This is a genomic window from Nocardia sputi (assembly GCF_023501985.1).
Genome location: NZ_JAMFLC010000020.1, coordinates 99,380 through 122,525, shown reverse-complemented (window position 1 = coordinate 122,525; position 23,146 = coordinate 99,380). Strand labels below are relative to the sequence as shown.

Sequence of the window (23,146 nt, the reverse complement as noted above, 5' to 3'; positions counted from 1 at the left end):
CCGGCCTGATGTGCCCACGTCGCAGCCTTCAGGCCGACGGGTAGGTGTACCGGCAAGCGAAGCCAGTCACAGCGCTTCAATGCCTCACACGCTGACGGAGGTGGTGCCGATCTCCGCCATCCGCTCGACCACGTAGGCCGGGTCGAGCAATGCTTCGGGAGTGTAGAGGCCCGGCGTCACGGGTTCGCCGCGCAGTCCGAGCAGTCGTTCGACGCCGAGCGCGACGCCGAGGGCGGTCCAGGGGCGCTGCCCCACCGGGTGGACGAGATAACGGCTCGTACTCAGCGACGCGCCCGCCCGCCCCACTCCCTCGAGTTCTATCCGGACCTCGATGGAAGCTGGTTCGCCGCGGCGCCTGCTCGCGGTTTCACCGAACGCGAACGCGAAGCGGACGTTCGGCGCTCCCGTCGCGACGGCGAGGCTGGGCACGTCCAGGATGGGGACGCTCTGGCCCGGCAGCACGACGCCGTCGACACTCGGCACGTCCACCTGCGCGTCGGGCTCGCTCAGCCAGGTGAAGACCCCGTCGCGACGCACGAATCCCGCCGGGGTGGCGGCAAACATGCGCTCCAGATCGGCAGCAGCCGCTGGGCCGCCGGTGTCCGTGTCGTCCAGTACGACGCCGATCCGTATGGTGTCGATCCGGTCGAACTCCCGTGCCGCGTCCAAGGTCGCGAGAACGACCAGACCGGCACAGCAGTGGCCGGCCACCAGGATCGGAGCGGCACTCGGCCGCTGGACGCCCGCGGCCACCTCCGGTGCGATGTCCACCATGCCGCTGGAGATGCTGAGGTACGGCACCCCATGGTCCAGCGCGTAGCGCAGCCCGTGCAGGCGAGCGTCCCACACCGTCGCGATCACCGCCGAATAACCGTGGTCGGCCGGGAGCCCGAGATCGCTGCGCTCCAGATCGATGGTCACGGCCGTCGCCGCGCCGAGTTCGTCGGCGACTCGCTGCGCCCGACCGAGATCGCGGCCCGCGATCGTCAGCGGCAGCGTGGGATACCACCGGCGCAGTACCGCCGCCGCTCCCGAGCCCGCCTGGCCCGAACCGCCCATGATCAGGACGGATTTCGAATGTTCCACTGTGATTCCTCTCCGAAGGGTGAAGCTACATTTTGTAACCTACTATTTGTAGCTACACTGAGGCGAAGACGCAAGGGAGGACCATGACGACGACATCCACCCGCCTCTCCAAGCAGGCGAGGCGGGAGCAATTGCTCGACACCGCCCTGGCGATCGTGCGCGCCGAGGGCGCCGACGGCTTGACCCTGCCCACCCTCGCAGAGGCCGCCGGGGTGAGCAGGCCGATCGTGTACGACCACTTCCGCACCCGTCCCGGCCTGCTGCTCGCGCTGTACCGGCGACTCGACGAACGACAGCGAGCCGCTACTGCCCAGGCGCTGCGGGAGGCCGCGCCCACCGCTGCGGAGCTCGCCCGTGTCACGAGTACGGCATACTTCGCCTGCGCCGCCGACATGCCGGAGTTCAACGCCATTTCCGCCGCGTTGAAAGGAAATCCGGACATGGAGGCGATCCAGCACGAGATGTACGACAGCTACGCGGACCTGATGGCCGACGCGCTCCTGCCGCACTCCGGCCTCCCGGCCGACGCGCTTCGGTTGCGCTGCGTCGGTGTGCTGGGTGCGGCCGAGGCGATAGCGACCGAGCTGAACCGAGAACGCACCACGGTCGCCGAAGCCATCGCGGCGCTCACCGACCTGATCGTGGGAAGCCTCGACGCCGGAACCGACTGCTAGCCCCGGCGGCCAACCTCCGCGCGGGCGACCCGGGCGCCCGGACCTGCGGCTGCGCCCCCACGTGATGCGCTGTATTTGCCGGTTTCCTTGCGAGGGAGCCGGTGCGACGGTCACGCTGAAAGGTATGCGGACCCGCGAAATCGAGGTCGGGTGCACCTACATGGTGCTGGTCCCGCAGCGTCTGCCGCGCAGCCGCTACCCCGACTGCGACCAGCTGGGCTCGCTCTCGTGGGCGTGGTCGTGGCTACGAGGCGGCAGGTTCCGGCTCACCGTCACGGAGATCGACCACACCTGTGATCCGATCATCGTCGAAGGACTGCGGATCACCGCGAACTCCCGCATCGCGGTGGTGTTGACGACCGAACAAGCTCACGATCTCGGCCTGCCGTTCGGCGTATTCCGGGTGCGCGGGACGTTGTTCGACGGTGAAGACCGGCCAGTGCGCCTGCCCGAGGTCGAACCGCTACGGGTCCCCGCCCGCTGGCTGCGACCGGTCGAGCAGCCCTGCTTCACCCACCGCGACATCGATTGCTTCCCCTACCTCTGAGGTCGGTCGCCAACCAGCCGGGTCGGCCGCGCGACCACCACGCTTCCCTGATTCGTATCACGCGCCGTCGAGCCGGACGGCGAGCCGAGGCCTGTCGGTGAACACCGTACGTCGAGCCGGTCCCCGGTGCGAGGGGTCGAGCGCGAAGCAGATCGTCGGCACGGCGCGAACTCCCCTGGACCGGGTCAGTGGACGAGCTGGTCGGCCCATGCCTGCGGCAGGGCCGCAGTCGACACATCGGCGATCTCGTGCAACCGCTGCGTCGGAGTTCCCAAGCGGCTGAGTTGGATCAGCCCTTGAGCGACCACCACGACGTTGGCGCTGACGGCCGAGAGCGTGGCTTCGTCGTCGTCTCCGGCGCCGCGCATGGCGGGTCGCAACCGCTCGGCGACGCCGTGCTCCATCGCGGCGGTGGTCCGGCTGCCGATAGCGGCGACTTCGGGGATCCGGGTACCGAGATGGGCGATGCTGTTGATCATCAGGCAGCCGCGCCGATCCGGATGCGCGGCACAGTCTTCGATGATCGCGCGGTAGAGCGCACGCACCGCGGATCGCGCCGAGCCGCCCGCCGAACCCATGGCCTCGCGGACCAAGTGCGCACGCCGCTCGCAATAGCGTTCGAACGCAGCGAGAAAAAGTCCGCGCTTGCTGCCGTAAGCGGCGTAGATGCTCCCGTTGCCGACACCGGTCGCGAGCGAGACATCTTCTACCGACGTGCGGTCGAAACCCTTCGACCAGAACAGCTCGGTCGCGGCGTCGAGCATGTTCGATTCATCGAACTGTCGCGGCCGTCCCATGTCCTCACCGTACCAATCACTGTGCGAGGTCACACACATCCACTTGTTCTGGAGCCGCTACTCCACAATACTGTTGACATGTCTTCCAACTTCACCGCCCGTCCTCGCAAACGAGTGGGCATTCTGGTCTTCGACGGCGTGAAGATGCTCGACTTCGCCGGGCCCGCGGAGGTGTTCGTCGAGGCGAACCAATCGGTGGCGGGGTACGAGGTGGTCTTGGTCTCGGCCGACGGTAAGGATGCCCAGACCTCGATCGCCGCGCGGATCGAAGTGAGCTGCGCGGTCGCGGACGCGGGCCGCTTCGACACGGTGGTGATTCCGGGGAGCGAGCTTCCACCGGGCAAATTCGTGACGCCCGAGGTTCTGGCAGCCGCGCGGCATCTTGCCTGCAACACCCGGCGGCTGGCGTCGGTCTGCAGCGGCGCGTTCGTGGTGGCCGACCTGGGCCTGTTCGACGGCAGGCGCGCGACCACCCACTGGAAATTCGCGGCCGACCTCGCGCGGCGATACCCGTCGATCGAGGTGGACCCGGACGCGATCTTCGTGCGGGACGGCAACCTGTACAGCTCAGCGGGGGTCGCCGCGGGCGTCGATCTCGCGCTGGCGCTGGTCGAAGAGGACCACGGCGCCGACGTCGCGCGGCGTGTAGCGCAGTCGCTGGTGGTCTACATGCAGCGCGCGGGCGGTCAATCACAATTCTCCGCGTCGCTGAGCGGACCGGTGCCGCGCAGTCCTCTCGTCCGCGGAGTGGTGGATTTGATCTGCGCGGATCCCGCGTATCCGCACACGGTCCAGACCCTGGCCGCCCACGCGCGGGTCAGCGTGCGGCATCTGACCCGGCTCTTCCGCGCGGAACTCGAGCGCTCGCCCGCGGAATACGTCTCGTTCATCCGGTTCGGTATGGCCCGGGACATGCTGCACGCCGGATACAGCGTGACGGAGGCCGCCATGGCCGCGGGGTATGGCGGCAGCGAGGCGTTGCGCCGCGCGTTCGTGACCCGGCTGGGCATCTCCCCGAGCAAGTACCAGCAGCGCTTCCGTTCCACCGGCTCGGCCGCCGGGCTGGACGTGGTGATGGAACAGGCCGTGTCCTGATCGGAGGCTTTTGTGGCCCGTGGGGAGGGGCGCGGCACTGGGTATCCGACCGAGACTGGCGCATGCACAGCGCCGTCACCGCGCGCTGGAGAAAGGAATGCCATGTCCGCCCCGGCAAGTCCGACCATCGTCCTGGTCCACGGCGCGTTCGCCGATGGCTCGAGCTGGTCCCCCGTCACCGAACGGCTGCTCGAACGAGGCCATCGCGTCGTCGTGCCCCCAGTGTTCAATCGCAGCCTGTCCGCGGACGCGGCTTACATCGAGTCGTTCGTCGAGCAGATCGACGGCCCGGTGCTGCTGGCCGGGCACTCCTACGGCGGCGCTGTCATCACCGTCGCCGGCGTCGCGGACAATGTCGCCGGCTTGGTCTACGTGTCCGGCTACGCCCTGGAAGAAGGCGAGAGCCTCGGGCAGTTGCAGGGCGGATTCCCGGATTCCGACCTGGCGGCCAACCTCGTCTACGCGCCGTATCCGGTGGAGGGCGCCGAGCCCGGCACGGACGTCTCGGTCGACATCGACGCCTTCCCGAATGTCTTCGCCGCGGGTCTCGATCCGGCGAAGGCCAAGGTCCTCGCGGTCTCGCAACGGCCGTTGTCGGCGATCGCCTTCAACGAGCCCGCCTCGGCGGCCGCGTGGAAGACGAAACCGGCGTGGGGCATCGTCTCCAGCGCCGATCGCACCATCAATCCCGACGTCGAACGGTTCGGCTACAAGCGAGCCGGACTGCGCTCGATCGTCGAGATCGATGGACCACACCTGGTGATGCAGACCCACCCCGACGAAGTCGTGGCCGTCATCACCGACGCGATCGCTCAATTGTCCTGAGTCAAGGCAGTCCCCTCTACGAGAAAGGCACCATCATGTCAGGAAACCCGCTGGGCATCTCGCTCGAACAGGCGGCGCAGGAGTTCGTCGACGCGACCTCGCAGCCGCCGTTCCTCTACCAGCTCCCGCCCGAGGAGGGCCGCAAAGCGGTGGACTCCGTGCAGGACTCGCCGATCTTCAAGCCCGAGATCGATGAGGAGTGGGTCACCGTCGAGGGTGGGCCGACCGGCTCGGTGCGAGCCCGGATCGTCAAGCCGCAAGGCGTCACCGAGACGCTGCCGGTGATCATCTACACCCACGGTGCGGGCTGGGTGTTCGGCGACGCGCACACCCACGACCGCCTGGTGCGCGATCTCGCAGTCGGCGCGCACGCGACCGTGGTGTTCCCCGAGTACGACCGGTCACCGGACGTGCGCTACCCGGTGGCCAACGAGCAGTCCTATCGCGTCGCCCAGTGGGTCACCACCGAGGGCGGCGAGAAGGGCCTCGACTCGTCCCGGATCGCGATCGCGGGTGACTCGGTCGGCGGCAACATGGCCATCGCGCTGACCTTGATGGCCAAGGAGCGCGGCGACGTCTCGTTCCTCCAGCAGGTGCTGTTCTATCCGGTGACCGACGCCAACTTCGACACCGGCTCCTACGAGCAGTTCGCCGAGGGCTACTTCCTCACGCGCGAGGGCATGAAGTGGTTCTGGGATCAGTACACCACCAGTGCGCAGGAGCGCGCGCAGATCACCGTTTCTCCTCTGCGCGCGAGCACCGACCAGCTGGCCGGACTGCCGCCCGCGCTGGTCATCACCGCCGAAGCCGACGTGCTGCGCGACGAGGGCGAAGCCTTCGCGGGCAAGTTGCGCGCCGCGGGTGTGCCGGTCACCCAGGTGCGCTACGGCGGGATCGTCCACGACTTCGTGATGGTCAACGCGCTGCACGACACCCAAGCCGCCAAAGCCGCGGTAGCGCAAGCCGTCGCGACGCTGCGGTCCGCCCTGCACACCGCCTGACCTGTACCCGACGACCGAATTCGAAGGAACCGCACCTGTGAGCACCGAGTCCACCAGTTCTTCCCCCGCACCGGCCATCGTGCTGGTCCATGGCGCGTTCGCCGATTCCTCCAGCTGGAACGGAGTCATCGAACGGCTGCGCGCACAAGGGCATTCCGTGATCGCGGCCGCCAATCCGCTGCGCGGCCTCGACAGTGACGCCGCGTATGTGGCCTCGGTTCTCGACTCCGTCGAGGGGCCGTGCATCCTGGCTGGTCACTCCTACGGCGGGAGCGTCATCACGGTCGCCGCCGCGGGGAGAACCGATGTCGAAGCGCTGGTCTACATCGCCGCGTTCATTCCCGACGAAGGTGAGAGCGCACTGCAATTGACCGACAAGTTCCCCGGATCGACGCTCGGGCCGACCACCAGGCCCTCCTCCTACCCGCTTCCCGACGGGGGCGCGGGCACCGAGCTCTACATCCGGCAAGAGGAATTCCACCGGCAGTTCGCCGCCGACGTGCCCGCCGCCACCGCGGAGCTGATGGCCGCGACTCAGCGGCCGGTCGCGCTTGCTGCCCTGCAACAGCCCGCGACCGCAACGGCTTGGCGGAACATCCCGTCGTTCGCGCTGGTCACCAGCGAGGACAAGAACATTCCGGTGGAAGCGCAGCGATTCATGGCCGAACGCGCCGGCGCGCACGTCGTGGAGGTCTCCGCTTCACACGCCGTCTCGGTCTCCGCGCCCGATGCGGTCAGTGACCTGATCGCTCGCGCGGCGGGCAGGTAGCCGGAGTCCAGGTAGGTCGCACAGCCGAAGGTCCCGCGCAGCAGCGTTTTTCGCAGCGCGGGACCCAAGGTGCACGGCCTCCTACTCCCGACGGAACCCGCGCTCGGGCCGCGCGACTGCTGACGGTCCGCGCTGTGCCCTCAGCAGCTGACGACGGCGGTGGCGAAGCCGTCGAGGAGCAGGACGGGATCGGTGAGCGGTGTGGCTCGCAGGCCCGTGGACCCGACCTGCTCGACGCCGACCGGGAGGAAAGAGGAATCGAGGGGAATCGTCAGCACAGCCTCGGTCTTGTTGATCACCACGAGTTTTCGTTCGCCGGAGGCGGTGACGAAAGCTTGGGCGTGTACCCGTGGGTCGGGAAAGGCGGTGCTGGTCGCGGCCAGCTGATCACCAGGGCCGAAGTGCCGCAGCAGCAATGCCAGCGCCTCGTAGCGCAGGTTCGGGGCGCCGGTCTCCCAGTCGATCAGCGATGTGCCGGGAATCATCCCGGGGTAGTCCATGAACTCCGCGATGCCGACCACGTCGACGCCCAGCGCCACGAGTTCGGCCCAGAGATAGGACTGGACCGCAGCGCTGAGCGCCCAATATTCCTCGGGGATCTCGGGGTTCGGATTCATCACATCAGCGGGGTACGTGCCGATTTCGTTGATGAACGTTTTGGCGGCCGGGGCGAGCCTGCGCCGGATCCCGTCGATGAACCGCGCCTGCTCCAGGAACCCATCGGCTCGCGCGAAGAAGATGTCGCGCCAGTGTTCGTATGGCGCGTTACCCTCTGGGCCGAACGGGTTGACGATGTCCGACGACGCGTAGAAGTGATAGGAGAACGCGTCGACCGGCACGCCGGGACGGTGTACGGCCGGATCCAGGAACTGCCAGTAATACTCCGGATCCCGGTGCATGTGACTGAGCGACAAGCCGACGAATTTCATGTCGGGGTCGAGCGGACGCAGTCGTTCGACGATCGCGTCGTACAGCCTCGTGTAGTCCGCCGGCGCGATCCGGTGCCCGAGGTCGGGTTCGCACAGAACTTCCCAATAGGCGAAACGGTAGTGGTGTCCGGACTCGTGGCGGCGACCCAGTTCGTCGGTGAACCCGCCGGCGATATACCAGCTGGCGACGCGGTAGAAGTAGTCCGCGACCTCGGTGAATGTCGGATCGCGGAATTCGGTGCCTCGCTCGTAGTCCCAGTGGATCTCGTCGGGGTCCTCCGCGACGGTCACCGGCTCCTCGGTGCGGAACATCCAGGCCGGGATGGTCGCGAAGTTCGCGACGACCGGACGCCCATCCGCGGCGTCCATGAAGTCCTCGACCAGCGGATCGAGCAGCTCGAAATTCCAGGACGTCTCGGTCGCGGTGGGCGGGGCCAGCTCCGCGACCGCGATGCGCGGATGGGAGTACCAGGGCAGGAATCGAACGAGCTCGGCGTCGAGCGCACGCAGTGCGTCGAAGGCCTTGTCGTGGATCGGTGAGCCCCGGCGCAGCGGCGGTGCTGTCCACAGGTGGGTGGTCAACGTGGTGCGCGAAGTGCCGGTGGTCGCGGCCCAGTCGACGTGGATCGGGTTGGCAGGTGCGCCAGTCATTTCGTCTTTCTCTTCTCTGTGGGAGGTGGGAAACCGAGCGCGGGCAGCAGGGCTTCGTCCACGATGGCCGTTCGGACGCGCTCGTCGGGCCACTGCCCGGTGTCGATCTGATGCTTGATCACCAGCGCCTCGCCGATATCGCTGACTATCGGCGTGATCAGGGCGCCGTCGATTTCGCCGAGCGCCGCGTAGTGGTCGAGGACCGTTCGGGTGAACCGGCCGCCGCGCAGGTCGAAGACATTGCGGTACAACGACTCGACCAGATCGGGCCGTCGCTGCCGTTCACCGAGGATCGCGGCCGTGGCCGACCCGGTCGGACCGGACAGCCAATCGGTCAGCTGCTCCAGCGCCCGGAGCAGGTCCCCGCGCAGGTTCCCGCCCGCCGGGGACGGCATTTCGACCGGGTACGCCTGTGCCAGCGCCTCGATCAGCAATTCCTCGACCGTCGACCAGTGCCGGTAGAGCGAGGTCTTGGCGACGCCGGCGCGCCGCGCGACCCCCTCCATCGCCAGCCGCCCCAGGCCGGTCTCGGCAGCCTCCGCGATGACGGCCGCATGACAATCGGCACGTAACTCGTGCTTGGTGCGGCGACCCTTCTCCGCTGGCTTCATCGCATTCACGATCGCCAATATAGCTACGAAAAAGTAGCTATGCAACTGTAGCTACAAATTAGTAGCTTAATTTTGGCACCGCTTCGCCTCCAGGCCGTGGAATCGAATTCAACGGTGCGCCGAAGACTTCGACGCAACGGCTCGAAGCATGTGGCAGCGAGCCAGACGACCATGAGATCGCCGGGAGATCACGCAGGAGGACGAACGCTCAGTCGCAGACGGCACCGATCGATGCCGAGCCCACCAGCTTCGTGTATTTGGCCAGGACGCCGCGGGTGTAGCGCAGCGGCAGGGGGTCCCAGCCTTCGCGGCGGCGGGCGAGTTCGTCGGCGTCGACCAGCAAGTCGAGAGTGCCCGCGGCGACGTCGAGGCGGATCGGGTCGCCGTCGCGCACGAACGCGATCGGGCCGCCGTCCACGGCTTCCGGTGCGACGTGTCCGACGCACAGGCCAGTGGTGCCGCCGGAGAACCGTCCGTCGGTGAGCAGCAGCACGTCCTTGCCCAGGCCCGCGCCCTTGATGGCGGCGGTGATGGCCAGCATCTCGCGCATCCCGGGGCCGCCTTTCGGCCCCTCGTACCGGATGACGACGACGTCGCCCGCCACGATCGTGCCGTCTTCGAGGGCATCCATCGCCGGTCGTTCCCGATCGAAAACCCTTGCGGTGCCGGTGAACACGTCGGAGTCGAAGCCCGCCGACTTGACCACGGCGCCATCGGGCGCGAGAGAACCGGTGAGGATGGTGATGCCACCGCTCGGATGGATCGGCGACGCCATCGCGCGGATCACCTTGCCGTCGGGATCCGGCGGGGCGATGTCGGCCAGGTTCTCGGCCACCGTCCTTCCCGTCACGGTCAAGCAGTCGCCGTGCAGCAACCCGGCGTCGAGCAATGCCTTCATCATGACCGGCACGCCGCCGATGCGATCCACGTCGGTCATCACATGGTTACCGAAGGGTTTGACGTCGGCGAGGTGCGGGACACGGCGCCCGATCCGAGCGAAATCGTCCAGCGTCAGGTCGACGTTCGCCTCGTGCGCGATGGCCAGCAGGTGCAGCACGGCATTGGTCGACCCGCCGAAGGCCATGACGACCGCGATGGCGTTCTCGAACGCGGGTTTGGTGAGGATGTCGGCGGGAGTGATCCCCTGCCGGATCAACTCGACCACGGCCTCGCCGCTACGACGGGCGTAACCGTCACGGCGACGATCTGTCGCGGGCGGCGCGGCGCTGCCGGGCAGCGACATACCCAGCGCCTCCGCCGCGCTCGCCATGGTGTTGGCGGTGTACATGCCGCCGCAGGCGCCCTCGCCGGGACAGATCGCCCGCTCGATGGCGTCGACGTCCTCGCGGCTCATCAGCCCGCGGGCACACGCGCCGACCGCCTCGAACGCGTCGATGATCGTCACCTCGCGCTCGCTGCCGTCGGAGAGCTTGGCAAGGCCGGGCAGGATCGACCCCGCGTACAGGAACACACTCGCCAGGTTCAGCCGGGCCGCGGCCATCAGCATCCCGGGCAGCGATTTGTCGCAGCCGGCCAGCAGCACCGAGCCGTCGAGCCGCTCGGCCTGCATCACCGTCTCGACGCTGTCGGCGATCACCTCACGCGAGACCAAGGAGAAGTGCATCCCCTCGTGCCCCATGGAGATGCCGTCGGACACCGAGATGGTGCCGAACTGCATGGGAAAGCCGCCGCCGGAGAAGACGCCGTCCTTGCAACCCCTGGCGAGCCGGTCCAGGGACAGATTGCACGGAGTGATCTCGTTCCACGAGGAGGCCACTCCGATCTGCGGCTTCTCCCAGTCCTCGTCGCCCATACCGACTGCGCGCAGCATCCCGCGGGCGGCGGTTCGCTCCAGGCCGTCGGTGACGTCGCGGCTGCGCGGCTTGAGATCGGGAACCTTCGGATTCTCTGGCACGGTTCCCCATCATCCTCGGTCCGCTCCGATTACGGCGGCGACCACGCCGGATCCGCGAATTCCGTCCACTGGAACGGCCCTGTACGCCCAGAGCGTAATGCCGGGCGAACCCGTCACCCGCAACCGTACGCTCGGACCATGACCGAGCACCCGAGACTTCACTCGATCCCCGGTGGACGCGACGACCGGCCTCGGCAGCCGGAACCGCAGACGCCCCCGGAACCCCTCTGGCGCGAGGTGCTCGGCGAACAGTTGCGCACGCTGCGGCAGGACCGGAGCGAGACGCTGGTGGAAACCGCTAAGCGGGCGGGCATTTCCCCGCAGTACCTGTCGGAGGTGGAGCGGGGACGCAAGGAGCCGTCGAGCGAGATGATCGCCGCCCTGGCCGGATCACTCGGGACCACGCTGGGTGAGCTCACCGGCCAGGTGGCGGACGAACTCCGCGCCCGCCGCAGGGTCGCCTTCCTGCGGCGGTCGGCGCCGCGCTCCGGCACCGGGCCCACGCTCATGGCGTCGGCGGCCTGATCAGTCGCGGCGTCCCAGGACCTGGTCGACGAGGCCGTACTCGACCGCGGCCGATGCGGTGAAGACCCGGTCGCGGTCGGTGTCGCGCCGTAGCCGCTCCACCGTTTGCCCGGTGTGCCGCGACAGGATCGACTCGATCTCCGCCCGCATCCGCACCAGCTCGTCGGCCTGCAGGATCAGATCGGGGATCGTTCCCTGCCCGCGCGCGGCGGGTTGGTGCAGCACCACCCTGGCGTGCGGCAGCAGGGACCGGCGGCCGGGCTCGCCGCCCGCGAGCAGCACCGCGCCCACCGCGATCGCCTGGCCGACGCAGGTGGTCTGCACGGGCGACTGGATGTGCTGCATGGTGTCGTACACGGCCAGCATCGAGGACAGGTCGCCGCCCTCACAGTTGATGTAGAGGTTGATCTCCTGCTCGGGGCTCTCCGATTCCAGGTGCAGCAACTGCGCGATGAGCGCGTTGGCCACACCGGAGTCGATCGGCGTGCCGAGATAGACGATCCGCTCGGCGAGCAGGTGGGAGTAGATGTCGGTGATCCGCTCGCCGCCGCGTGGATGCTGGGCGATCACGTTGGGGATGGTGTAGGTGCTCATGATGTGTCCACTTCCGGTATGAGCGGGCCCCTGCGGGGTCACGCTGCGCTGCCGCCTCCAGGCCTGACCGCTCATGCTGTGTCTTCTGTCGGCATCAGCGGAGCCTTGCGGGGTCACGCTGGCGCTGCCGCCTCCAGGCCTGACCGCTCATGCTGTGTCTTCTGTCGGCATCAGCGGAGCCTTGCGGGGTCACGCTGGCGCTGCCGCCTCCAGGCCTGACCGCTCATGCCGAGATCCCGATCCGCTGACGTTGCGGGACGATCTGTCCGAACGAGTCGACGATGTGGTCGATGAAGCCGTACTCCTTGGCTTGCGCCGCAGTGAACCAGCGGTCGTGCAGCGAATCCTCGTAGATCCGGTCGAACGGCTGGCCGGTGTCCTCGGCGATGATGCCGAGCACCGTGTCCACGGTGTAGCGCAAGTCGTCGGCCTGGACCTCGACATCGACGGCGGTGCCGCCTATGCCCGCGGATCCCTGGTGCATCAGCACCCTGGCGTGCGGCAACGCGAAGCGCCGGCCCTTGCTCCCCGACGACAAGAGGAATTGCCCCGCGCTACAGGCCAATCCGAGAGCGAGCGTGGAGACTTCGCATGGCACCAGCCGCATCACGTCACGGATGGCGAGCATCGACGGAACCGATCCGCCCGGCGAATGGATCCACAAGGAGATGCCCGCTTCCGGGTCCTCGGCGGCGAGAGTGAGCAGCTGGGTCATCAGCAGCGTCCCGTTGTCGTCGTCGAGGGCGCCGTCGAGCACGACTATGCGGCGGCTGAGCAGCTGCTCTCTGGCCCGCCAGCTGAACATCGGGGTCTTGTCATCGTGAGTCATGGTTCCACGGTGCCGGACTCACAGCGGCGAACCGCGCCCGTGCTGCCGTCGGCGGATCTGCTCTCAGCAGTCGAGCGACGACGCGGACGCCGAGGACCGCGGCGACTTCGGCGACACCCCCAGCCCACTCGCTGCGCGTGACGGTCGAGGCCGCGTCCCGCTGTACGACGCCCTCGCCTACTGGCGGAATGGGCCGAAGCCAGCCCTCTGGCCGAGTCGAGCGCTGAACTGACGGCTCGCCGGTCTACCGGTGTCTGTTCGAGCGCCGTCGAGCTCCGATGCGACGCGAGGAAGACGACAATGCCCGCCGACGCGTCGTGCGCCGGCGGGCATCGATGCCGGGAACGGGGCTCGCTAGGATTCGCGGCCCGCGGTGGAGGCGGAGCGCTGCCTGCTCTGGGCGCGGGCGCGGCGGCGTTCGGCCTGCAGTTCGGCGAGTTCCTGCTCGAGGATGTCGGCGACACGGAACGAACCGGTGTCGTAGATGTCCGGTTGGCGTGCTGTCGGCGGCTGTGCGACGTCCGGCTTGGGGCTGTTCTTGCCGTTCTTGGGTTCCGGCATCAGGCTGTCGATGTCAGCGAGCGGGCGCTGGGCGACCGCCGGGATCTCGGCCGTCGGGACCTCGGTGTCCGGCACCGGCGTACGCGGCTTGGCCGAAGCGGTCTGACGAACAACGACTTTCGCCGCGGTCGGCTCCTCAGCCGGGCCACGCGTAGCGGTCTCGGTCGCGGAAACCGCTCCGAGCGCCACGGGCTCCGCGGCCACGGGCTTCTTTCCGTTGGTCGAGGGCGCGCTGCCGTTGGCGGCGATCGTGGCCTCGGTGTCCTTGACCTTCACCGGTGTGGTGGGACGCGTCTGGAAGACTTCCATCGCGTCGAGATCCTCGATGGACTCGGGCAGCACCGGCTTGCGCGGCGTCGGGACCGGCGCACGCTTCTTCTCGGCTTTCACCATGTCCACGGGCTGCTCGTCGGAAACTTCCGGCGCACCGACGGTTTCGGCGACCTCGGCCTGCTCCTGCTCGACGACCTCCACCGCTGCCGCGGCCACGACGGGCTGCGGGTCGTGATCGGTGTACTCGTGCGGGATGCCCGGCGCCTCGGGCGCGACCGGCATGCGGTATCTGGGCAGTGTGAGCCGGATCTGCTCGGCCGGGTCGGGCAGGTCGCGGACCTGCTCGGTGGCCCTGGCGATGGCCATGCCGTAGCGGGCGCTCGCGGCGTCGTGGATGAGCAGCGCGACGCCGATCATCACCGGCGCGATGGCGTGCACGGCCGCGTCGTACCAGGCGCCCGCACGCAGGTAGGGATAGGTGTTGAGGCTGACGGTCAGGGCCAGCAGGGCGATTTCGGCCGCCGCGACCTGACGGCGGTTGTCGACGACGCCCCATTCGGCGACCTTGTTGGTGCCGATCATGATGATGATCAGGCAGACGCTGATCATGCCTTCGAGCAGGTAACTGAACCAGTACAGCGGATCGGTCGCGCCACCCGGGGCGATGTTGTGCTGGACGTTGACCGCCGACCACAACATGCCCGCCGCGACCACACCCGCCAGCGCGCGCAGCGACCAGGACCGATGCCGGTAGAGCGAGGCCAGCTTCGCGTGCGGGCTGGATTCGCGTCGTTGCGCGGCAATCGCCTTGCGGGCGAGCAGGAGGTCTCGCATGTCGGCCTTCTCGATCGCTTCGGTGGTCTGCCTGGCGCGGTCGGATGCCGCGGCGGCAGCCTGCGCCTCTTTCCAGCGCTGTCCGCGCTCCTGGGTGCGAATCCGTTCGGCGAGCTCACGTTCGGCATGCAGTTCGTCTTCCGACAGCGCCTCGGTAAGCGCCGGATCGAACTGGTAGGCGAGCCGTCCACGGGCCTTCTCGACCCGCCTCGCCAGCTGTGTAACCTCGTCCTCGATGGGATGTTCGATGACCATCAGCGCTCCCCGCCGGGGAGATTCGATGGCAGACAAGTGATCACGTATGGCAACGGCACGTTTCATTCATAGTCGATCCACCGCCGTCGGCGAAACTATTCATTTGCCAACTCGTAAAACTATTCGGCGCGCCGTGGACGACACACGCGGCACGGCGTGATTTCCCCTCTGTGCCCTGGTTCGACGCCCTGGCGCCGCAGCCCGGGCAGCACGTCCTTGCCGCTGGTGTCGAACCGCGCTTCCAACCATTGACCACCCTATGTCGAGGTGGTTCGGTTTCCCGCGAGCCATTCCGCCGCCACGGCTCGAACCGCGGATCTCGGCGCGCGATAACTGGTTGTGCGCGAGCCGTCAGTGGCGACCCGCCGCGCGCTCGCTGTCCACCGAATCGAGCACTCGGGACAAGGTGTCGAACAGCAACCGGTCCAGCCGGTCCTGCTCGACGTCGTCCCGGGCCGACCACTGCACCGTGAGATCCTCGGCCATCGCCCACCAGGAGCGCACCACCAGGCGTTCGGCGGTCGACCGGGCGGACCTGCCGAGAGCCGCGAAGACCCGGTCGGTCAGCTCGTCGTGCATCTGCTCCATGATCGACTCGAGCACCGGGTCCTGCCCCGCGGCGCGCAGCAGCGCCACCAGCGGGCCACTGCGCCTGCGCATGTAACCGACGAAGTTGGCGATCATCGACGCGAGCGGGTCCGCGGCGTCCGGATCCGGACCGGTGGCGCGCAGGAATCGCTGCGACGCGGCGCCGACGAGCTGGGCGTAGTAGTCCTGCTTGGTCGGGAAGTAATGGAACAGCAGCCCGCGTGAGATGCCGGCCTGCTGCGCGACCGCGTCGACGGTGATCTGGTGCCAGGGACGGTCGATCAGCATGCGCAGACCGATGCCGATCAGTTGTCTGCGTCGATCGTCCGCCGAGCGGCGGCCGCCGGGCTCCACGGCAACCTCCGACATCCACCCTCCTCTATTGAGCAATGCTCAACAATATGCTACCAATGACCCGACCGGAAGTTGAGCAATGCTCAGCGAGCCTCGAGGATGGGTATGGATTTCACGCATTCCGACCGAGCCGTCCGCCTCACCGATCAGGTGCGGCAGTTCGTGCGCGACGAGATCGAGCCGCGCGACGAGGAGCACGCCGCCTTCCTGCGGGAGTCGCCCTGGGAGGTCCCGCCGGTGGTCGAGGAACTGAAACAGAAGGCGCGGGCCGCGGGTCTGTGGAACCTCTTCCTGCCCGACCCGGAGCTCGGCGCCGGCCTCACCAACGTCGACTACGCGCCGATGGCCGAGGCGATGGGCGCTTCCGGCTGGGCGCCGGAAGTGTTCAACTGCAACGCGCCCGATACCGGCAACGCCGAGGTCCTGCTGCACTACGGCAGCGCGGAGCAGCGCCAACAGTGGCTGCGCCCCCTGCTGGAAGGCACGATCCGCTCGGCGTTCTGCATGACCGAACCCGAGGTCGCCTCCTCCGACGCGACCAATATGGCCGCGACCGCCGTAGTGGACGGCGATCAGATCGTGCTCGACGGCCGCAAATGGTGGAGCACCGGCGTCGGCCATCCGAACTGCAAATTCGTCATCTTCATGGGCCTCACCGACCCGGAGGCGCACCCATACCAGCGCCACTCCATGGTGCTGGTCCCGCTGGACACCCCCGGCGTGCGGATCGAGCGGATGCTCACCACCTTCGGCTACCTGGACGAGCCCTACGGCCACGGTGAAGTCACCTTCACCGACGTGCGCCTGCCGCTGGACGCCGTGATCGCCGGGCCGGGACGCGGATTCGAGATCGCCCAGGGCCGCCTCGGGCCCGGCCGCATCCACCACTGCATGCGCGCGATCGGCTTGGCCGAGCGTGCGCTCGAACTCGCCTGCCGTCGCAGCCTTTCGCGCACCGCGTTCGGGAAGCCGCTGTCCAATCTCGGCGGCAACCGGGAGCGGATCGCCAACGCGCGCGTCGCGATCGATCAGGCCAGGCTGCTCGTCCTGCACACGGCCTGGCTGCTGGACACCAAGGGCCTGGTCGGAGCGCGCAGCGAGGTCTCCCAGATCAAAGCGGTCGTGCCGAGGATGACCCAGGAGGTGCTCGACATGGCGATCCAGTTGCACGGCGGCGCCGGACTTTCCGATGATTTCCCGCTGGCGCGCGCGTTCGCGGGCATTCGTTCGCTGCGCTTCGCCGACGGCCCCGACGAGGTACACCTCAACCTGATCGCGCGCCAAGAGCTACGGAAGTACGGTAGCGACCGGTGAGCGCCACGGAGGCCGCCGCCGTCCGGCCGGAGGACGCCTTCGACGTCGACGCCGCGCACACCTGGCTCGCCGACCAGGTGCCCGGTCTGGCCGAGCCGCCGCAGGTGCGCCAATTCTCCGGTGGCGCGTCCAATCTGACGTATCTGCTGCGCTACCCGGACCGCGACTTGATCCTGCGCCGCCCGCCGACCGGCAAGAAGGCGGCTTCCGCGCACGACATGGGCCGGGAGTTCCTGGTGCAGCAGCGGTTGCGCCCGCACTATCGTTACGTCCCGCGGATGGTGGCCCGGTGCGCCGACGCTGATGTGATCGGCAGCGAGTTCTATGTGATGGAGCGCGTGGCCGGCACGATTCTGCGCGGCGATCTGCCGGAGGGCATGAGCCTGTCTCCCGACCAGGCGCGGCGATTGTCCACCGCGGCTTTCGACTGCTTGATCGAACTGCACGAGGTGGATCCGGTGGCCGCCGGACTGACCGGCATCGGGCGGGGCGCGGGCTATGTCGGCCGCCAGGTCGCGGGCTGGTCGCGGCGCTTCGTCGACGCCCGCACCGACAATGTCGGCGATTTCGCCGCGGTGATGGCCTGGCTCGACGCCAACCAGCCCGCGGACGTCGCCACCACCGTCATCCACAACGACTTCCGCCTCGACAATCTGGTGCTCGACCCGTCGGGCTCGGGCGCGATCGTCGGCGTACTCGACTGGGAGATGGCGACCCTGGGCGATCCGCTGATGGATCTCGGTGGCGCGCTGGCCTACTGGGTGCAGGCCGACGACGACGAGGTCATGCGGGCTTCCCGCCGCCAACCCAGTCACCTGCCCGGCATGCTCACGCGGGCCCAGATCGTCGAACACTACTGCGCGCGCACCGGCCGCTCCGCCGAGAACTGGCCGTTCTACGAGGTTTTCGGATTGTTCCGCCTAGCCGTCATCGCGCAGCAGATCTACTACCGCTACCACCACGGGCAGACCACCAACCCGGCGTTCGAGGACTTCTGGATGCTGATCAACTACCTGGACTGGCGCTGCCGGAAGGTCGCCGGGCTCGAGTAGCGCGGACGCGGCGTCGCCGAATGCTCGTCGGCGGTCGCGTCTCGAGCGTCGAGCCGTCCGGCTCGCCGGTCCGCGGCAGTCACCGCGCTGGGCGGCTCAGTTCGGCGCGGCGATCTTGATGATGGTGGATTTGCCGTCGACGGTGGCCACGGTGACGAACTGACGATAGGTGCGGTTGGCGGAGTCGGGCCGCAACTCGGTGATCACCACGTCGTAGCGCCCGTCGAGCATGGGGGTGATCATGACGCAGTGCTGGGTTCCCGCTGGTACCGAGGCGATGCCCGCGTCGATCACGCCCACCGGTGGTACCGCGGCGTCGGGCACCGTCAGCGATCGCGCGACCGCACCCGAGCGAGCCACATAGTAGGCATGCTGGAAGGCCAGGATCACCTCCGCGCCGGAGGCCGTCGAGCCGGTTCCGTTGCCGCGTACCAGCTGTTCGCCGCGCGTCGGCTCGCAGCCGGGGCCGCCGCCCAGCACCGGGTCGGCCACGGTGGCCGATTGCCGTGGCGCGGAGGCCGCGCCCGTGTAGACCAGGACCAGCGCGGCGGCGGCGAGCGAGGCGGCCAGCCCGACACCTCCGACCAGCCAAGCGCGTCGTCGGCCGCGACGAGCGCGGCGGCGAGCGCGCGGCGCCCCGCGCCGGTGGGACGGCGGCTCGTGGGCGGAGAGCATCCCTGGCCACGTGGGCACACGTTCGGCCCGGACCTGGCCCGGGCGGGCGCGTCGGCCGCCGGGCCCGGATGTGTTCGACGACATGATCTCGCCGCACCCCCTTTTACCGGTGCCTACTCGGCCACCGTGGGTTCCCTCTCAATGCCGTTGCGCAATAACAACATTGCATATTTCCCTGGATTTTGTCGGTCAAATGCTCAACAGACAAGACCGAACCACGCCCAGCTGCCCCGGAGCACAGAAACACCGGTTTATCAGGACCGAACGGTCGGTGCGCTCGCAGTCACGCCCGCCCGTGCCGGCCGAGCCCGCGATATGCCCCGGCTAACCCCAAGTCAACGGGTCCAGATGCAAGAAGAAACGCTGACGCTCGGCGTCCAGATCAATGCCGTAGCGGTCGGCGAAGGCCCGGTCGGCGTGTTCGGCGCGCCGCTCGTCCTGCCATGACTCCCGCGAATTGGCCAGCAGGAGAGCGATATCGGCGTACGGGTCGGCGACACCGAGGCGGCCGAGGTCGATGAAACCCGCGACCGTGTGCGTGTCCGGGTCGAGGACGATGTTGGGCAGGCACAGATCGCCGTGACACACCACGGCTTCGACGGACTCCTGGATCATCCTCGGCGCCAACTCGGTGGCCAGCCTGGTGAGCAGGACGGTGGGCGGGGTGTCCTGCTGCTCCTCGGGGAGGAATTCGGGATGGACCGCACCCCGGGCCACCACATCCTGGGCGATCGCGAACATCCGCGCCAAGCCTCGGTCGAACGGGCACTCTCCGGTGGGCACATCGTGCAGGCGTCGCACCGCGTCCGCGATGGACTCCCATGCGCGCGTGAGAGCGTCGGGGCCGACAGCGTCCGCGGCCACGCCGGGGATGGCGCTGGTGACCAGGCAGGCGCCGCCGTCGCCGGTCCGCCAGTCCAGCACCTGGGGACCGGGGATACCGTAGCCGCCGAGCCAGGCGATTTTGTCCCGCTCCAACTCCAGCGCCGTGACCCCACCGGGATCGACGCACTTGGCATAACGGGCGCCGTCGGCGGACCGGAACACCACGGCGTCGGACTCCCCGCCGACGACCGGCTCCCATCGGCGGTCGGGCGGCAAGGCGGCGCGGAAGCGGACGAGCGACTCGGACACGCCATCGACGGTAGCAACGCGGCTCGGGAGTGACCCACCTCGCAGACCTCTGGCAACCGAGATGTATAGTTGCCAAAAGCAACTAGTTGTCGTTGCCAAACAAATCTGCCGGTGGGGAACGTCGAGGTGATTGTCATGTCCGCAACCGCTCGCGAGCGCCCGGTCACAGCGGCCGAACTCGCGGCCGCCGACGAACTCGGTCAGCGGCTGGTCCGGTTCATGCGCGCTCTCAACCGGGCGAAGTGGCAGCCTGCCCGGCCCGGGCCGGACGGGCTGGAGCGACTCGCCTACTCCGTGCTGTTCTGCCTGGTGCACGAAGGACCACAGCGCGCGGGCAGACTCGCCGAGCTGCTGCACGCCGAGGCTTCGACCATCAGCAGACAGAGCAGATCGCTCGTGGCGCACGGCTTGGTGGAGCGTCGGGCCGACCCGGTCGACGGCCGTGCGTGCGTGCTGGCGGCCACCGAAGAGGGCGTTCGCGTCTTCGAGGAGAACCGGGCGCTGCGCAACCGGTGGCTGGCGGGCATCCTGGCCGACTGGCCCGCACCGGACCGCGATACCTTGACCGCTCTGCTCGACCGGCTCACCGCAGGAATAGAGACCACTCCCCGACACCCAGCCGATCCGAAATAGGGCCCATCCATGACGAATTCCACCACCCGGGCTCCGCGGAACCCGGACGCAGGCGCGGACACGTCACTGTCCCACCGGCAGATCCTGACCATCCTGTCCGGGTTGCTGCTCGGCATGTTCCTGGCCGCCCTCGACCAGAACATCGTCAGCGTCGCGATCGTCAGGATCGCCAACAGCCTGCACGGTTTCGACGAACAGGCCTGGGCGACCACCGCTTACCTGATCACCGCGACGATCACCACGCCGCTCTACGGCAAACTGGCCGATATCTACGGCCGTAAGCCCTTCTATCTCACCGCCATCGGCCTGTTCGTCATCGGGTCGGTGGCGTGCACTTTCGCCACGTCGATGTACCAGCTCGCCGCGTTCCGCGCGTTCCAGGGCCTGGGCGCGGGCGGATTGATGTCGCTGGCGTTCACCATCATCGGCGATATCGTCCCCGTGCGGGAACGCGTGCGCTACCAGGGCTATTTCATGATGGTCTTCGGTACCGCGACGGTGCTCGGCCCGGTGCTGGGCGGCTTCTTCTCCGACTACGAACAGCTCGGCGGCATCGAAGGGTGGCGGTGGGTGTTCCTGGTGAACGTTCCGGTCGGCCTGCTCGCCCTGCTGGTGGTGGCCAAAGTGCTCAACGTGCCGCACCAGCGCCAGAATCACCGGATCGACTGGTTCGGCGCGCTGACCTTGGCGATCGGCGTCGTGCCGCTGCTGATCGTCGCCGAACAGGGGCGTCACTGGGGATGGTCCGCGCAGCGGTCGCTGCTGTGCTACGGCATCGGGGCGGCCGGCCTGCTGCTGTTCGTCCTGGTCGAGTTCCTGATGAAGGACTCGGCGCTGATCCCGTTGCGCTTGTTCAGGAATTCGACCTTCAGCGTCACCATCGTGGGCGGGTTCATCGTCGGCGTCGCGATGTTCGGCGCGATCACCATGGTCCCGCAGTATTTCCAGGTAGTGCGCGGCTACTCGCCGACCAAAGCCGGTCTGCTGATGCTTCCCCTGGTGCTCGGCATCACGATCGGCTCACAGCTGGCCGGACGGATCACCAAGGTGACCGGTCGCTACAAGATCCTGCCGGTGGCGGGCACGTTCATCGTCGCGGTCGGCGCGCTGCTGTACGCGCAGGTGCACTACGACAGCCCGCTGTGGCAACCCTTGGCCTACGGCGGCGTGGTCGGTTTCGGGCTCGGCTGTTGCATGCAGACGCTGATCATCGCCGCGCAGAACGCCGGACCCCGTTCGGACATGGGTGTGTCCACCGCGTCGGCCACGTTCTTCCGGCAAATGGGCGGCACGCTCGGCGTCGCGGTGTTCCTGACGATCCTGTTCAACCTGCTGCCGCACCGGATCATCGACGCGTTCGGCGGCGAGCTACCGCCCGGCTTCGGCGCCGACCAGCTCAGTGCCATGCAGGCCAACACCAGCGGCATCGCGGCGCTGCCCGAGCAGTTGAAGGCGCCCATCCTCACCGGCTTCACCGACTCCATGCACGGCGTGTTCTACGCGGCGGCCGGAGTCGCGCTGCTCGCTTGCTTCGTGCTGCTGTTCATGAAAGAGATTCCGCTGCGCGACGATCCCGTGCCCGTCGCGCAGGCACCGATCGAGGAGACGGAAGCCGCCGGATCGCACTGGGACGCGGATGAAGTCTGGGAAGGCGCCGCGCGGGCGCTGTCGGAACCGGAGCCGGTACTCGCCGCGGCGGCGAGCGGTTACGCCTCGGGCGATCCCGCGGGTAACGGCGCGCACCGGCGCGAGCCACGCGCGAGCTTCGACGGCGCGGAGTACGAAGGCCGCTCACTCGGCGGCTACGTCCATCGCGAAGACGGCCGCGCGGTACCCGCTGCCGCGCTCACCCTGATCGACCACCACGGACGGCAAGCCGCCCGGACGAGCGGCGGCGCGGACGGCGGCTACCTCCTCGGGGCGCCGGACGCGGGCAATTACGTGCTGATCGTGTCGGCCGCCGGGCACCAGCCCGCGGCGGTCAATGTCGTCGTGGGCGAGCGGCCGCAGCAGATCGACATCACGCTGCTCGGCTCCGGCGAGGTGTCCGGCGTGGTCCGGTCGGGCACCCTCGGCGAACCGCTGCCGGGCGCGACCGTCACACTGACCGACCTGGACGGTGAGGTCGTCAGGTCCGCGAGCGCGGCGGCCGACGGCGCCTATGTGTGCCACGGCGTGGTACCCGGCACCTACACCCTGGTCGCGGTCGCCGAGCACATGCGGCCCAGCGCGACCGCGCTCACCGTGCCGGACAGCGGGCTGCTGCACCACGACATCGAGCTCGCGCCGATGGCGGTGCTGGCCGGATCGGCGTGGTCGGATGACGGGCGGGCGGTCTCGGACGTGCAGATCAGCGTGTTCGACGCGGCGGGCGTGCCCACCGCGACGACCCGCACCGACGAGCACGGGCGTTATGTCGTCACGGATCTCGCCGAAGGCGACTACACGGTCGTTGCGCGCGGCTACCCCCCGGTGACCAGCCGGATCACGGTGAGCGGCGGCGAAGTCGCTCATGACGTGCGGCTCGGCTACGACCTCGAGGACGAGGAAACCGGAAAGACGCCGCCCATCCGCTGAGCCGCTGGAAGGACGCCGGGCGCGGGCGGATCGATCACCGCTCCCGGC

Annotated in this window: 22 protein-coding genes; 11 read left to right on the top strand and 11 right to left on the bottom strand. The window is 68.4% G+C overall.

From position 1 onward, the window contains the following. Window positions 1-84 precede the first annotated feature (84 nt). On the bottom strand, window positions 85-1,086 hold the full coding sequence (locus M8859_RS25575) for a saccharopine dehydrogenase family protein (protein WP_249644920.1): 1,002 nt from the start codon (window positions 1,084-1,086) through the stop codon (window positions 85-87). A gap of 83 nt (window positions 1,087-1,169) precedes the next feature. Between M8859_RS25575 and M8859_RS25570 the strand changes: the two genes are divergently transcribed. Both M8859_RS25570 and M8859_RS25565 read left to right on the top strand, forming a co-directional pair. Continuing rightward, a complete protein-coding gene (locus M8859_RS25570) occupies window positions 1,170-1,760 on the top strand; it encodes a TetR/AcrR family transcriptional regulator (protein ID WP_159924208.1) in 591 nt (196 codons plus the stop codon). 124 nt (window positions 1,761-1,884) lie between these two features. Beyond that, entirely contained in the window at window positions 1,885-2,307 is a 423-nt protein-coding gene (locus M8859_RS25565) for a hypothetical protein (protein ID WP_249644919.1), read from the top strand. Window positions 2,308-2,492: 185 nt separating this feature from the next. On the opposite strand, the gene M8859_RS25560 is transcribed toward M8859_RS25565, so the two are convergent. Beyond that, window positions 2,493-3,104 carry a TetR/AcrR family transcriptional regulator gene (locus M8859_RS25560; RefSeq protein WP_201295218.1) on the bottom strand — a complete coding sequence of 204 codons (612 nt, stop codon included), beginning with the start codon at window positions 3,102-3,104 and terminating at the stop codon, window positions 2,493-2,495. 78 nt (window positions 3,105-3,182) lie between these two features. On the opposite strand from M8859_RS25560, the gene M8859_RS25555 reads away from it, so the two are divergent. The 4 genes from M8859_RS25555 (at window position 3,183) to M8859_RS25540 (ending at window position 6,794) form a co-directional block, all read left to right on the top strand. Further along, window positions 3,183-4,199, top strand: coding sequence for a GlxA family transcriptional regulator (locus M8859_RS25555; protein WP_195071533.1), 1,017 nt, complete (start codon window positions 3,183-3,185; stop codon window positions 4,197-4,199). Window positions 4,200-4,301: 102 nt separating this feature from the next. Beyond that, on the top strand, window positions 4,302-5,024 hold the full coding sequence (locus tag M8859_RS25550) for an alpha/beta fold hydrolase (RefSeq protein WP_159924211.1): 723 nt from the start codon (window positions 4,302-4,304) through the stop codon (window positions 5,022-5,024). Between the two features lie 35 nt (window positions 5,025-5,059). Beyond that, window positions 5,060-6,025: an alpha/beta hydrolase gene (locus M8859_RS25545; RefSeq protein ID WP_195071534.1), complete on the top strand. Its 966-nt coding sequence runs from the start codon at window positions 5,060-5,062 to the stop codon at window positions 6,023-6,025. A gap of 37 nt (window positions 6,026-6,062) precedes the next feature. Next, window positions 6,063-6,794: an alpha/beta fold hydrolase gene (locus M8859_RS25540; RefSeq protein ID WP_195071535.1), complete on the top strand. Its 732-nt coding sequence runs from the start codon at window positions 6,063-6,065 to the stop codon at window positions 6,792-6,794. Between the two features lie 140 nt (window positions 6,795-6,934). Here the strand turns inward: M8859_RS25540 and M8859_RS25535 are convergent, their stop codons facing one another. The 3 genes from M8859_RS25535 to ilvD all read right to left on the bottom strand — a co-directional run bounded on the left by M8859_RS25535 (window position 6,935) and on the right by ilvD (window position 10,900). Then, window positions 6,935-8,374 carry a hypothetical protein gene (locus tag M8859_RS25535; RefSeq protein WP_159924213.1) on the bottom strand — a complete coding sequence of 480 codons (1,440 nt, stop codon included), beginning with the start codon at window positions 8,372-8,374 and terminating at the stop codon, window positions 6,935-6,937. Beyond that, complete coding sequence (locus tag M8859_RS25530; protein WP_159924435.1) at window positions 8,371-8,985, bottom strand: TetR/AcrR family transcriptional regulator; 615 nt, start codon at window positions 8,983-8,985, stop codon at window positions 8,371-8,373. Before M8859_RS25530 ends, M8859_RS25535 begins: the two co-directional genes overlap by 4 nt. A gap of 208 nt (window positions 8,986-9,193) precedes the next feature. After that, on the bottom strand, window positions 9,194-10,900 hold the full coding sequence (gene ilvD, locus M8859_RS25525) for a dihydroxy-acid dehydratase (protein WP_159924214.1): 1,707 nt from the start codon (window positions 10,898-10,900) through the stop codon (window positions 9,194-9,196). Window positions 10,901-11,038: 138 nt separating this feature from the next. On the opposite strand from ilvD, the gene M8859_RS25520 reads away from it, so the two are divergent. Next, window positions 11,039-11,425, top strand: a complete 387-nt coding sequence (locus M8859_RS25520) for a helix-turn-helix domain-containing protein (RefSeq protein ID WP_159924215.1) — start codon at window positions 11,039-11,041, stop codon at window positions 11,423-11,425. On the opposite strand, the gene M8859_RS25515 is transcribed toward M8859_RS25520, so the two are convergent. The 4 genes from M8859_RS25515 to M8859_RS25500 form a co-directional block, all read right to left on the bottom strand. Further along, a complete protein-coding gene (locus M8859_RS25515) occupies window positions 11,426-12,019 on the bottom strand; it encodes a ClpP family protease (RefSeq protein ID WP_159924216.1) in 594 nt (197 codons plus the stop codon). A gap of 223 nt (window positions 12,020-12,242) precedes the next feature. Continuing rightward, on the bottom strand, window positions 12,243-12,848 hold the full coding sequence (locus M8859_RS25510; protein ID WP_159924217.1) for a ClpP family protease: 606 nt from the start codon (window positions 12,846-12,848) through the stop codon (window positions 12,243-12,245). A 354-nt stretch (window positions 12,849-13,202) separates the two neighbouring features. Continuing rightward, the gene (locus M8859_RS25505) at window positions 13,203-14,771 is read right to left on the bottom strand and encodes a hypothetical protein (RefSeq protein ID WP_159924218.1); all 1,569 of its coding nucleotides are present in this window, start codon (window positions 14,769-14,771) and stop codon (window positions 13,203-13,205) included. Window positions 14,772-15,122: 351 nt separating this feature from the next. Continuing rightward, entirely contained in the window at window positions 15,123-15,728 is a 606-nt protein-coding gene (locus M8859_RS25500) for a TetR/AcrR family transcriptional regulator (protein ID WP_159924219.1), read from the bottom strand. 90 nt (window positions 15,729-15,818) lie between these two features. Here M8859_RS25500 and M8859_RS25495 point away from each other — a divergent pair, with 90 nt between their 5' ends. Together M8859_RS25495 and M8859_RS25490 are read left to right on the top strand one after the other, a co-directional pair. Next, the gene (locus tag M8859_RS25495; protein WP_195140234.1) at window positions 15,819-17,027 is read left to right on the top strand and encodes an acyl-CoA dehydrogenase family protein; all 1,209 of its coding nucleotides are present in this window, start codon (window positions 15,819-15,821) and stop codon (window positions 17,025-17,027) included. Next, window positions 17,024-18,079 carry a phosphotransferase family protein gene (locus M8859_RS25490; protein WP_249644918.1) on the top strand — a complete coding sequence of 352 codons (1,056 nt, stop codon included), beginning with the start codon at window positions 17,024-17,026 and terminating at the stop codon, window positions 18,077-18,079. Before M8859_RS25495 ends, M8859_RS25490 begins: the two co-directional genes overlap by 4 nt. A gap of 96 nt (window positions 18,080-18,175) precedes the next feature. Here the strand turns inward: M8859_RS25490 and M8859_RS25485 are convergent, their stop codons facing one another. Together M8859_RS25485 and M8859_RS25480 are read right to left on the bottom strand one after the other, a co-directional pair. After that, entirely contained in the window at window positions 18,176-18,838 is a 663-nt protein-coding gene (locus M8859_RS25485) for a DUF8176 domain-containing protein (RefSeq protein WP_223518138.1), read from the bottom strand. A gap of 240 nt (window positions 18,839-19,078) precedes the next feature. Continuing rightward, window positions 19,079-19,888, bottom strand: a complete 810-nt coding sequence (locus tag M8859_RS25480; protein WP_159924223.1) for an APH(3'') family aminoglycoside O-phosphotransferase — start codon at window positions 19,886-19,888, stop codon at window positions 19,079-19,081. A 135-nt stretch (window positions 19,889-20,023) separates the two neighbouring features. Between M8859_RS25480 and M8859_RS25475 the strand changes: the two genes are divergently transcribed. Further along, the gene (locus tag M8859_RS25475) at window positions 20,024-20,521 is read left to right on the top strand and encodes a MarR family winged helix-turn-helix transcriptional regulator (protein ID WP_159924224.1); all 498 of its coding nucleotides are present in this window, start codon (window positions 20,024-20,026) and stop codon (window positions 20,519-20,521) included. A 9-nt stretch (window positions 20,522-20,530) separates the two neighbouring features. Then, window positions 20,531-23,098 carry an MFS transporter gene (locus M8859_RS25470; protein WP_249644917.1) on the top strand — a complete coding sequence of 856 codons (2,568 nt, stop codon included), beginning with the start codon at window positions 20,531-20,533 and terminating at the stop codon, window positions 23,096-23,098. The last annotated feature ends 48 nt before the right edge of the window (window positions 23,099-23,146 follow it).

Bases quoted from the DNA above. Each gene is read 5' to 3' on its own strand.
- M8859_RS25560 (WP_201295218.1), bottom strand. From the start codon at position 3,104: ATGGGACGGCCGCGACAGTTCGATGAATCGAACATGCTCGACGCCGCG.
- M8859_RS25570 (WP_159924208.1), top strand. From the start codon at position 1,170: ATGACGACGACATCCACCCGCCTCTCCAAGCAGGCGAGGCGGGAGCAA.
- M8859_RS25470 (WP_249644917.1), top strand. From the start codon at position 20,531: ATGACGAATTCCACCACCCGGGCTCCGCGGAACCCGGACGCAGGCGCG.
- M8859_RS25565 (WP_249644919.1), top strand. From the start codon at position 1,885: ATGCGGACCCGCGAAATCGAGGTCGGGTGCACCTACATGGTGCTGGTC.
- M8859_RS25545 (WP_195071534.1), top strand. From the start codon at position 5,060: ATGTCAGGAAACCCGCTGGGCATCTCGCTCGAACAGGCGGCGCAGGAG.
- M8859_RS25485 (WP_223518138.1), bottom strand. From the start codon at position 18,838: ATGTCGTCGAACACATCCGGGCCCGGCGGCCGACGCGCCCGCCCGGGC.
- M8859_RS25515 (WP_159924216.1), bottom strand. From the start codon at position 12,019: ATGAGCACCTACACCATCCCCAACGTGATCGCCCAGCATCCACGCGGC.
- M8859_RS25500 (WP_159924219.1), bottom strand. From the start codon at position 15,728: ATGTCGGAGGTTGCCGTGGAGCCCGGCGGCCGCCGCTCGGCGGACGAT.
- M8859_RS25530 (WP_159924435.1), bottom strand. From the start codon at position 8,985: ATGAAGCCAGCGGAGAAGGGTCGCCGCACCAAGCACGAGTTACGTGCC.
- M8859_RS25495 (WP_195140234.1), top strand. From the start codon at position 15,819: ATGGATTTCACGCATTCCGACCGAGCCGTCCGCCTCACCGATCAGGTG.
- M8859_RS25510 (WP_159924217.1), bottom strand. From the start codon at position 12,848: ATGACTCACGATGACAAGACCCCGATGTTCAGCTGGCGGGCCAGAGAG.
- M8859_RS25475 (WP_159924224.1), top strand. From the start codon at position 20,024: ATGTCCGCAACCGCTCGCGAGCGCCCGGTCACAGCGGCCGAACTCGCG.
- M8859_RS25555 (WP_195071533.1), top strand. From the start codon at position 3,183: ATGTCTTCCAACTTCACCGCCCGTCCTCGCAAACGAGTGGGCATTCTG.
- M8859_RS25550 (WP_159924211.1), top strand. From the start codon at position 4,302: ATGTCCGCCCCGGCAAGTCCGACCATCGTCCTGGTCCACGGCGCGTTC.
- M8859_RS25505 (WP_159924218.1), bottom strand. From the start codon at position 14,771: ATGGTCATCGAACATCCCATCGAGGACGAGGTTACACAGCTGGCGAGG.
- M8859_RS25520 (WP_159924215.1), top strand. From the start codon at position 11,039: ATGACCGAGCACCCGAGACTTCACTCGATCCCCGGTGGACGCGACGAC.
- M8859_RS25535 (WP_159924213.1), bottom strand. From the start codon at position 8,374: ATGACTGGCGCACCTGCCAACCCGATCCACGTCGACTGGGCCGCGACC.